The sequence below is a fragment of the Kitasatospora sp. SUK 42 genome, from assembly GCF_015776785.2.
GTDB lineage: Bacteria > Actinomycetota > Actinomycetes > Streptomycetales > Streptomycetaceae > Kitasatospora.
Map to the genome: position 1 here is coordinate 59451 of NZ_LFMD02000002.1, position 10628 is coordinate 70078.

The 10628-nt window shown below is 74.9% G+C and carries 8 protein-coding genes; 3 read left to right on the forward strand and 5 right to left on the reverse strand.

The genetic code is table 11. From position 1 onward, the window contains the following. Positions 1–64 precede the first annotated feature (64 nt). From RZ50_RS00225 to RZ50_RS00235, 3 genes are all read right to left on the reverse strand, one after another. Positions 65–1531 carry a DUF4419 domain-containing protein gene (locus tag RZ50_RS00225; protein ID WP_308271035.1) on the reverse strand — a complete coding sequence of 489 codons (1467 nt, stop codon included), beginning with the start codon at positions 1529–1531 and terminating at the stop codon, positions 65–67. Further along, entirely contained in the window at positions 1528–2649 is a 1122-nt protein-coding gene (locus RZ50_RS00230; protein WP_196949551.1) for a DUF4419 domain-containing protein, read from the reverse strand. The genes RZ50_RS00225 and RZ50_RS00230 overlap by 4 nt, the downstream gene beginning before the upstream one ends. A gap of 86 nt (positions 2650–2735) precedes the next feature. Beyond that, the gene (locus RZ50_RS00235; RefSeq protein ID WP_196949552.1) at positions 2736–3821 is read right to left on the reverse strand and encodes a prephenate dehydrogenase; all 1086 of its coding nucleotides are present in this window, start codon (positions 3819–3821) and stop codon (positions 2736–2738) included. A gap of 343 nt (positions 3822–4164) precedes the next feature. Between RZ50_RS00235 and RZ50_RS00240 the strand changes: the two genes are divergently transcribed. The 3 genes from RZ50_RS00240 to RZ50_RS00250 all read left to right on the forward strand — a co-directional run bounded on the left by RZ50_RS00240 (position 4165) and on the right by RZ50_RS00250 (position 8506). After that, positions 4165–6420 (forward strand): DUF4139 domain-containing protein, encoded by a 2256-nt coding sequence (locus RZ50_RS00240; protein WP_217680157.1) that lies wholly within the window; start codon positions 4165–4167, stop codon positions 6418–6420. 3 nt (positions 6421–6423) lie between these two features. Then, positions 6424–8058: a mucoidy inhibitor MuiA family protein gene (locus tag RZ50_RS00245; protein WP_196950228.1), complete on the forward strand. Its 1635-nt coding sequence runs from the start codon at positions 6424–6426 to the stop codon at positions 8056–8058. 85 nt (positions 8059–8143) lie between these two features. Next, complete coding sequence (locus RZ50_RS00250; RefSeq protein ID WP_196950229.1) at positions 8144–8506, forward strand: DUF952 domain-containing protein; 363 nt, start codon at positions 8144–8146, stop codon at positions 8504–8506. Between the two features lie 15 nt (positions 8507–8521). Here RZ50_RS00250 and RZ50_RS00255 read toward each other — a convergent pair whose 3' ends face one another. Continuing rightward, complete coding sequence (locus tag RZ50_RS00255) at positions 8522–9529, reverse strand: helix-turn-helix domain-containing protein (protein WP_196950230.1); 1008 nt, start codon at positions 9527–9529, stop codon at positions 8522–8524. Positions 9530–9753: 224 nt separating this feature from the next. Then, the coding region (locus RZ50_RS28710) for a pseudouridine synthase (protein ID WP_196950231.1) at positions 9754–10628 on the reverse strand (875 nt) is incomplete at its 5' end.

Below are 10628 nucleotides of genomic sequence, written 5' to 3' on the forward strand. Positions count from 1 at the left end.
CCTCAAGGTTAATGGACCGCCGCCGGACCCCGTCCCGCCGCCGGCTCGGCGCCCCGCCGCCGGCTCAGCGCCCCGCCAGCCTCTGCAGGGCCGACTCCAGCCCCGGGCCGAGCGGCAGCATGAAGATGATGTCACCGGCCCCGTGGTCGAGGAACCCCCGGTACCAGCTCTCGTCACCGACCGGACGGAACACACAGTCCCCCGCGAAGTCGATGACCGCAGCCGGGCGTCCTCCGGGCGTCATGCCGTCCCGGGACTCGACGAGTAGCTCGCGATCCGTGCTGAGAAGCCGCGCGACCGCCACACCGGTCACCTGCCGTACCCGTTCGATCGTCCACCCCTCCGGCAGCTGCGCCGCCGCCAGCTCCGCCTGCTCGACCGCCGGGTCCACGGCCTCCCGCACCACCTCCAGCACCGCGTTCCCGAGCCGGGGCCGGACGTACTCCCCGTCCCGCTCGATGCCCAGCACGCCACCGACGAAGGCCATCCGTCGCGTCCCGGCCGGCGTCTGCCACGCGAAGGGCACCTTCGACACGTGCGAGGGGAAGGAGTTCTCGGTGAACCGCGCCGGGCCCGTCTCCACCGTCCGCTTCTTCCACCTCCTCCGCTCCGCCCGCCACCGGAAGTCCGTGCGCGGCTGCGGCCCCGTCGCGGTCTGGGTGTGGGCGAAGAAGGCGGTGATCCACCCGGAGACGAAGTCCCCGCCGGACTCCGACTCCCACTTGTACAGCGAGCCCCAGAACTGCTCGTCCACCGGCCCGCCGGCCGCCGTCGCCGCGATCTCGTCCACCACCGGGCGCAGCCCGGCGAACCACGGTCCGAGCGGCTCGAACCACTCCGCGAGCTCCCCGACCCGCCGTGCCAGCAGCGCCCAGTCCCCGGCCGTGCCCTCCAGCCGGATCCTCGGGATGCCGCACAGCGAGATCCAGCGGAACTCGTAGTACGGGCTGACGAGGTCCATCAGCGCCACCAGCGCCGAGGAGACGTCGTCCGGCGTGGTGGTCGAGAACGACGGCTGGAACAGCTCCACCAGCTCCGGACCGATCTCCGCCGCCAGCGGCTCCCGCACCAGCCGGATCGACCGCGCCCAGTCCGGGTCGGCGCCCAGCAGGGAGTCGTCCTGGACCGTGATCGTCCGCTTCTCGCCGGGCGTCGAGGTGAACAACCCCTCGTACCGCTGCGCGTTCAGCCGTACGTGCACCGCGACCTCGTGCACCACCGCGTACCAGAGCACGTCCGGCGACAGGCTCAGCGGCAGGTGCCCGCAGAACGCGAGGTGGGCGGCGCGCAGCAGCAGGCTCCAGGTCGGCTCCGACCCCTTCGAGGCCGAGGCCGAGGCCGTGCCCGGGTCCGAGGCCGTGCCCGGGTCCGAGGCCGTGCCCGGGTCCGCCATCAGCGACCCGGTGCTGCGGTGGTGGACGGTGAACTCCCCGCCGACCACCGCCGCCAGGAAGCCCTCGTTGCCGGCGTCCAGCAGCTCCGCCGCGTCACCCCGTTCCCGCCCGTCCCCGAGCGGAAGCTCCACGATCACCGTCCGACCCCCTTCTCCAGCACCGCGCTGCCCAGCCTCGGCCGCAGGAACTCCCCGTCCCGCTCGATCCCGAGCACCCCGCCGACCAGCAGCATCGGCCGCTCCGTTCCGAGGAACTCCCAGACGAACGGCACCTTCGAGACGTGCGAGGGGAAGTCGTTCACCTCGAACGCGTCCCGGTGGTACTCCCGGCTCGCCGCCTCCCGCCAGCCGAAGGCCTGCCGCAGCCGGGGGCCGTCGGGGGTCTGGGTGTGGGCGAAGAAGGCGGTGAGCCAGCCGGTCACCCGGGGCCCGCCGGACATCGACTGCCACTTGAACAGCGAGCGCCAGAAGACCTCGTTCACCGGCCCGCCGGCGGCCGTCGCCGCGATCTCGTCCACCACCGGGCGCAGTTCGGCGAACCAGGGCGCCAGCCAGTCGAAGCGCCGCGCCAGCTCGCCGACCCCGGCCGCCAGCAGCGCCCAGTCCTCGGCGGTGCCCTCCAGCCGGATCCTCGGGATGCCGCAGCGGGTCTCCCAGCGGAAGTCGTAGTACGGGCTGACCACGTCCATCAGCGCCACCAGAGCCGCCGAGGCGTCCTCGGGCGTGGTGGTCGAGAACGCGGGCCGGAACAGGTCGACGACCTCCGCCCCGAGCGCGGCCGCCAGCGGCTCCCGCACCAGGTGCACCGACCGTGTCCAGTCCGGGTCGGCCCCGGCCAGCGAGTCGTCGCGCACCGTGATCATCGAGCTCCGGTCCGCCGCGCAGAACAGCGCCCGGTAGCGCGGCGGGTACATCCGTACGTGCACCGCGACCTCGTGCACCACCGCGTACCAGAGCACGTCGGGCGACAGGCTCAGCGGCAGGTGCTCGGCGAAGGCCGCGTGGGCGGCGCGCAGCAGCAGGCTCCAGGTCGGCTCCGGTTCCACGAGCTCGTCGGACCCGGCGAACCCGGTGAACCCGGTGGCCTCCGGACGGAGCGGCTGCGCCCGGGGCCGCTCGACCATCGCCTCGACGCTGCGGTGGCGGATCAGGAACTCCCCGCCCACCACCGCCCGCAGGAACCGCTCGTTCCCCAGGTCCACCGGCTCGCCGGCGAACCCGTGCCGGGTCTCCCCCAACGGCAACTCGATGATCAAGACCGCTCCCCCTGTCCCGCCCCGAAAACCCCGCCCCGAAAACCCCGCCCCGAAAACCCCGGCCCTGAAACCCCGGCCCCGAGACCTCAGTCCCGGACGCTCCACCCGCCCGACCGCAGCGCCGCCGTGAGCCGCTTGACCGCCATCGGCGCCACCGACAGCTGGACGAAGCCGACCTGCTTCCCGTCGGAGTGCTCGATGACGACGTCCTCGATGTTGACCCCGGCCTCGCCGACCTCCCCGAACAGCCGGCCCAGCTCGCCCGGCTGGTCGCCGAGCACCACCGCGACCGTCTCGTACCGGGTGGGCGGCGCACCGTGCTTGCCGGGGATGCGGGCCTGCCCGGTGTTGCCGCGCAGCATGACCGCCTTGATGCCCTCGGCGCCCGCCCGGCGCTCGTTCTCCTCGGCCGTGGCCAGGGCGCGCAGCGCGGTGACGGTCTCGCCGAGGTCGGCGGCCACCTCCTCCAGCACGTCGGCGACCGCGCCCGCGTTGGCGGACAGGATGTCGACCCACATCCCGGGGTTGGAGGCGGCGATCCGGGTCACGTCGCGCACGCCCTGGCCGGAGAGCCTTATGGCGGTCTCGTCGGCGTGCTCCAGCCGGGCGGCGACCAGCGAGGAGACCAGCTGCGGCGCGTGCGAGACCAGGGCGACGGCCCGGTCGTGCTGGGCCGCGTCCATCACGATCGGCATGGCGCCGCAGAGCGCGACGAGCTCCAGCGCGGCGTTGAGGGTGTCGGTGTCGGTGTCCGCAGTCGGGGTGAGCACCCAGGGGCGGCCCTCGAACAGGTCGGCGCGGGCGGCCAGCGGTCCGGAGCGCTCGCGGCCGGCCATCGGGTGGCTACCGATGTAGTGGACGGTGTCGCAGCCCAGCGCGGCGATCTCGCTGCCCGGGCCGGCCTTCACGCTGGCGACGTCGGTGTACCAGTGGGCCAGGTTGCGGCGCTGGCAGTCGGCGAGCACCTTGCCGACCAGCGCGGGTGGGACGGCGATGATCGCCAGGTCGACCGGGCCGTCGGCCGGTTCGGTGGTGCCCGCGCCGAGCGACTCGGCGGTGCGGGCGGAGTCCGGGTCGACGTCCTCCAGATGGACGGTCAGCCCGCGTGCGACCAGGGCCAGGGCGGCGGAGGTGCCGATCAGTCCGGTGCCGACGACGACGGCAGTGCGCATGGCGGGTGGCTCTCCTCGATCACGGTTATCGACTTGACGGTTCTCGACAGGTGCCGGGGTCGGCCGGGAGCACCCGCGCCCATCCTCCCACCCGGAGGCCCCCGAGGACCGCCCCGACCCCGAAGACCGCCACGGCCCCGGGAACGGGCCCGGCCCAGAAGCCCGCCGCACCCGGGGACGGCCCCGCCCGGGCAACCGCGGCGCTCCCGCCCCCGTCCCACACAGTGCACACGCCGCGTCCCGGGAAATCCGGCGACGCCCGCGCCGGAGCGCGGCAGACTGGCCGCCCGGGGGCGGCGCGCGGCGAGGCACGACACACCGGACGTGAACGAAGGGGTTGCGCATGGACGATCAGCACAGCAGTCTCACCGGACAGGCGAAACCGCCGGTCGTACCGGCCCACCCGTCGGTCCTGCACTCCGTCGTGGTGTACGCCGAGGGCGCGGTGTGCCGCCGCCGGGCCACCGTCCCGGTCCCGCCCGACGGACGGCTGCGGCTGACCGGCCTGCCCGACTCGCTGGACGGCACCTCGCTGCGTGCCCGGGTGCTCGCCGGCCCGGCCGGTGCGGCGGTCGTCGAGGCCCGCCTCGAACCACTCGCCGAGCTCCGCACGCCGGACGAACTCCCGGAGCTGCGCCGCGAGTTGGACGAGGCCATGGAGCGCCAGAGCGCGCTGACCGAGCGCCACCGGCTGGTCCAGACCGCGATCGCCGAGACCGCCGCCCTGCGCGCCGTCCCGCCGCAGCGCCACCGCGACGCTCCGCTGCGCCGCACCCCGGCCGAGGCCTGGCTGGAGCTCGCCGACTTCGTCGACGAACGGCTGGCCCGGCTCCAGGAGCGCGCCGAGCAGCTCACCCGTGAGATCGAACTGGCCGACCACGAACGGGAGTTGGCCGCCGACCGGCTGGAGCGCGGATCCACCGCCGACCGGACGGAACCGGTCGGGACCGCCGCCACCGTCCTGCTCACCCTGACCACCGGGGCCGGCACCCGAAGCACCGCCGGAGACCCGACCCCGGACACCCGGCACGACCTCGAACTCGAACTCGAGTACGGCGTCCCCGCCGCCCGCTGGGTCCCCGCCTACCGCCTCTCCCACCGCACCGGCGCCGACACCGGCCACCTCGTCCTGCGCGCCGCCGTCGCCCAGCAGACCGGCGAGGACTGGACGGGCGTCCGGCTCGCCCTCTCCACCGCCGACCTCGACCGCCGCACCGACCTGCCCCGGCTCGCCTCGCTGCGAATCGGCCGCAGCCAGCCCGCCCCGCCGCCCTCCGGCTGGCGCGAGCCCCCGGCCGGCCTGTCCGACCTCTTCACCGGCTACGACACGGCCACCGCCACCCGCCCCGCCCCGCGCCGGACCGGCGCCCCGCTCGCGGTGTCGGCAGCCGTTCCGGCCCGGGCCGCCCGCCTCGGCGGCGCCCGTCCCGGCCCCCGCCCCGAACTCCTCCCGGACGAACCCGCGCCCACCGGCCCGTACGGCGGCGGCACCCTGAACGTCGACGAGCCGCTGCCCGCACCCCCGCCACCCGGCTTCGCCGCCTACGGCGCCCCGCGGGAGGAGACCCACCGCAGCCGGCGCCACAGCCGCCCCGCCGCGCCCAAGCCGGCGGCCGCCCCCGCACCCGCGATCGCCCCCGCACCCGCACCCCTGCCCCAGGGTCCCGGCGGCGCCCCGCAGGAGAAGGCCCGCCACAGCCGCCTCGCCGCCCCACCGCCCGCCACCGGCCTCGCCCCCGACACGGCCCTGCTCGACTACCCCGGCCTCCTGCTGGCCGGCCCCGACGCCCCCGCCGACCGCCGCGGCACCCTGCGCCCAAGCCCGAGCCCGACCCCGAGCCCGCACCCCGAGCGGATCGCGTACGAGGAGCCGGAGCAGCCGCTCCCCGGCAGCCGCGGCGGCACCCGCGTCCGCAGCCTGGCACTGCCCCGCCACGCCGTCCCGCCCCGCGAGTCGGCCGGCTCCTTCGACCACCGCTACGACGCCGCCGCCCCCGCCGACATCCCGTCCGACGGCACCTGGCACACCGTCACCGTGGACGAGATCCCGCTCGCCGTCAGCCCCGAGTACGTCACCGTCCCCGCCGTCGAGGAGAAGGTGTACGCGACCCTGGTGCTCGCCAACCGCACCGACCGCGCCGTCCTGGCCGGCCCGGTCGAGGTCACCGTGGACGGCGAGTTCCTGCTCACCGCCGCCCTGCCCACCCTGGCCCCCGGCGGCACCCGCCGCCTGGGCATCGGTGTGACCGAGAGCATCGAGGTGGCGCGCCGCACCGAGCTGCGCGAATCCACCACGGGCATGCTGAAGGGCAACAGCACCGTGCTCGACCACCGGGTGCACGTCCGGTTGGCGAACCGGCTCGGCCGCCCCGTCACGGTGGAGGTCCGCGAGCGCGTGCCGGTCACCTCCGACGCCGAGATCCGGATCGAGGAACGCGCCGACTGGCACGCCCCGGCCGTCCCCTCGACGGAGTGCCCGCCCGGCACCCGGCTCTGGCGGGTCGACCTGCCGCCGGGCGGCGGCACCGAGCTGGACGGCGGCTACCAGATCAAGATCCCGGCCGGAAAGGCCATCGTCGGCGGAAACCGGAGGAACTGAGAGATGACCGGAGCCACCACCCCCACTCAGGACGCCCCCCTCCCCGTCACGGCCGTCACCTGTCTGGAGGACCGCGCCCAGGTCGAACGCGCGGTGACCGTCGAGCTCGCCGAGGGCGTCCAGCGGCTGCGCCTCGGCCCGCTCACCGCCCTCGCCGTCGACCGCACCCTGCGCGCCGAGACCGCCGCCCCCGGCACCCGGGTGCTGGAGGCCCGGCTGGTCCGCACCTGGGCCCCGCGCGCCCCGCTGCCGCCCGGCCCCGAGGACTCCGCGCTGCGCCACCGGCTGCACGCGCTGGAGGCCGAGTACCGCCAGACCGAGCAAGCCCGCGCCCGGCTGGACGCCCGGCTGGCCCTGCTCGCCCAGCTCTCCGCCGACCTGCTGCGCGAGATCGGCGAGGGCGCCGGCGTCGGCGAGATCGAACGCACCCGCTGGGCCCGCGAGCTGGACCGGGTGGACGCCGAACGGGAGCGCCACGGCGAGGAGCTGCGCGCCACCCACTCCCGGCTGCGCCGCCTGGACCAGGAGCGCTCCCAGGCCCTGACCGCGCTGGACGAGGCCGAGGAGGAGCCCGCCGAACTGCACGCCCACCTGGAGCTGACCGTCGAGGCCGAGCGGCCGGGCCCGGCCGAGCTGACCGTCAGCCACCTGGTGCCGTGCGCGCTCTGGCGCCCCTCCTACCGCGCCACCCTGTCCGTCGGCGGCACGGGCAACGGCGACACGAACAACGGCCACACGAACAACGACGGCACGGACAGCGGCAGCACGGCCGGCGGCCTGCGCCTGGAGTCGGAGGCGGTGGTCTGGCAGCGCACCGGCGAGGACTGGACCGGCGCCCGGCTCACCTTCTCCACCGCCCGCTCCGCCCTCGCCACCGACCCGCCCGCCCTCACCGAGGACGTGCTGACCCTGCGCGAGCGCACCGGCGAGGAGCGCCGCACGGTCGAGGTCGAGCTGCGCGAGGAGGCGATCGGCGAGCTCGGTCCAACCGCCACCGTCCCCGGCCTGGACGACGGCGGCGAGGTGCGGGTGCTGACCGCCCCCGCCCCGGCCACCGTCCCCTCCGACGGCCGGGCGCACCGGGTGCCGCTCGGCGCCTTCACCGGCCCGGCGAGCAGCGAGTACGCCTGCGCCCCCGAGCTGTCCCCGCTGGTCACCCAGGTGGTCCGGTTCCGCAACGCGGCCGGGCACCCGCTGCTGGCCGGCCCGGTCGAGCTGGTGCGCGGCAGCGGCTTCACCGGCCGCGGCGAGCTGCGCTTCACCGCCACCGGGGCCGACGCCGAGCTGTCCTTCGGCAGTTCGGACGGCTACCGGGTGGTCCGCGAGGCCGAGGAGCGCCAGGCCACCACCGCCCTGACCGGCCGCCAGACCACCACCCGCACCGTCCGGCTGCACCTGTCCCGCTTCTCCGGACCGGAGGAGCGCGACGAACAGCTGGTGACGGTGCGCGAACGGGTGCCGGTCTCCGAGGTGGCGGCGGTCGAGGTGCGGCTGCGCAAGGAGGACTGCTCCCCGGCGCCGGACTCCTTCGACGCCGAGGGCATCGTCCGCTGGGACGTCCCGCTCGCCCCGGGCGCCCGCCACACCCTCACCCTGGTGTACGAGATCGCCGCGTCCGCCAAGGTGGCCGGGCTCTGAACAAGCGGTCCGCCGGTGACGGCCGACCGGTCCGCCGGTGACGGCAGCTCAGGAACAATCCGAGGACAACGGGTAGAAAAGGAACATGATCCTCCACCTCGCTCCCCTGGACGACTGGCTGACCGACCCCGGCCGGCCGTACGCCGCCGCGTCGCTGCTCACCGACGGGTTCATCCACTGCTCGGCGGACGAGCAGACGGCGCTCGCGGTGGCCAACGCCTTCTTCCCCGACGCCCCCGACCCGCTGATGGTGCTGCTGATCGAGGAGGCGCTGGTGGAGCCGATGGTCAAGTGGGAGGCCCCGCACGGCGCCCCGCCGCCCGGGGCCACCCCGGGCATCCTGTTCCCGCACATCTACGGACGGCTGAACCGTTCCGCCGTGGTCGGCCTGGAGAAGGTCGAACGCGGTGCGGACGGCCGCTGGGTCTCCCTCAGCCCCTGGAGCTGACCCGGAGGGAGGGACTCACAGCCACCCCCGCTCCCGGGCCGCCATCCCGGCCTGGAAGCGGGTGGTGGCGCCCAGCGAGCGCATCAGGCTCTGCAACCGCCGCTGGGTGGTCCGGGCGCTCCAGCCCAGCGAACGGGCGATCGACTCGTCGGTCAGCCCGGCCGCCAGCAGGCCCAGCAGCTTGCGGTGGTCGGCCTCCGGCTCCAGCGTCGACTCCCCGGTGCCGATCGCGGCCTGCAACTGCACGGCCCGCTCCCACTCCGCCTCGAACAGCGTGTCCAGCGCCTGGAGCAGCGCCGAGGGATGGATCACGTACGCGGCGTCCAGCACGCTGTCGCCGACGCTGATCGGGATGATCGCCATCCGGTCGTCCGACATGATCATCTTCATCGGGAGCGTCGGGCGCACCCGCGCCTCCTCGCCGTCCGCGACGCCGACCAGGATGTTCTTCTCCAGCCGGCCGGGCCAGGCCACCGCTTCCCGGTCGTAGATGGTCCGGAACCTCAGCCCCTCCCGCATCCGCTGCCGCTGCAGCGGCAGCTGCGCCACCGGGTCCTGGATGTACGGCGGACGGTCGAAGCCGCGGACCTGGTACTGGCTGGTCCCGGTGATGTGCTCCAGCCGCTGGGCGATCGCCTCGCCGCCGGTCAGCACCTCCACCGAGTGCGCCGGGTCGGTGTAGCGCGAGGCCTCCCGGAAGGCGTCCATCAGCCGGTGCATCTCGGCCCGGGCCTGCCGCAGCTCGGACTCCCGGTGGCCTATCAGGGTGCCGATCGCGACGTCCGGGGCGACCGGCAGGTAGCGCCGCCGGTCCACCGGCGCACGGGTGACCATGCCCTGCTGCGCCAGCCGGTCCAGCGCGCGCACGCTCTGCTGGAGCGTCAGGCCGCAGCTCTCGGCCAGCTCCTCCGCGGTGGACTGCGGACTGGCCACCAGGGCCGCGTAGACCTGCCCGTCCGGCTCGGCCAGCCCCAGCGGGCCGAGGGCCTGTCCGGCGGATCGTCCCAGCGCTGCATCGGACACGACGTCCGTCTCCCCCTGTTCGCCCCTGATCACCCCCGCCGGCACCCCTGCTGGCGCACTTCCGCCACACGGCGGGGCGGTGGTCCGGTGGCCATCCTCGGCCACGGATCATGACGCTGACAAGGCCGTGACCAGCGCGTGCGTCCGGGCTCACACACACGACGGAGGGTCCCCCGCCACCACGGGCGGGGGACCCTCGGAAGAACTCCGGGCGAACCGGTCGGCTACAGGCCGACCTCGCGCATCAGCTGGCCGACCTCCGGGTTGGTCAGGCGGCGCAGCCAGCCCGACTTCTGGTCGCCGAGCGCGATCGGGCCGAAGTGCGTTCGCACCAGCTTCTCGACCGGGAAGCCGACCTCGGCCAGCATCCGGCGGACGATGTGCTTGCGGCCCTCGTGCAGGGTCACCTCGACCAGGTAGTTCTTGCCGACGTTGGAGACCACCTTGAAGCTGTCGGCGCGCGCGTAGCCGTCCTCCAGCTCCACGCCCTGCGCCAGCTGCTTGCCCAGGTCGCGCGGGATCGGGCCCTGGATCGCGGCCAGGTAGGTCTTGGTCACGCCGTAGCGCGGGTGGGTGAGGCGGTGGGCCAGCTCGCCGTGGTTGGTGAGCAGGATGATGCCCTCGGTCTCGGTGTCCAGCCGGCCGACGTGGAACAGCCGGGTCTCCCGGTTGGTCACGTAGTCGCCCAGGCACTGGCGCCCGTCCGGGTCCTCCATGGTGGAGACGACGCCGGCCGGCTTGTTGAGCGCGAAGAACAGGTAGGACTGGGTGGCGACGGTCAGACCGTCCACCTTGATCTCGTCCTTGTCCGGGTCGACCCGCTTGCCCTGCTCGGTGACCCGCTTGCCGTTGACCTCGACCCGGCCCTGCTCGATCAGCTCCTCGCAGGCCCGGCGGCTGCCGACACCGGCCCGGGCCAGCACCTTCTGCAGGCGCTCGCCCTCGGGCTCGCCGAAGGTCTTCGGCAGCTTGACGGCCGGCTTGTCGTGCCGGGCGAGGACGGCGTCCTCGATCTTGGCCTGGAGCTCGCGGGAGCGCTGCGGCTGGCGGCGCGGGTCGCCCGGGGCGCCCTGGCCCTCGCGGCGCGGGCGCGGGGCCG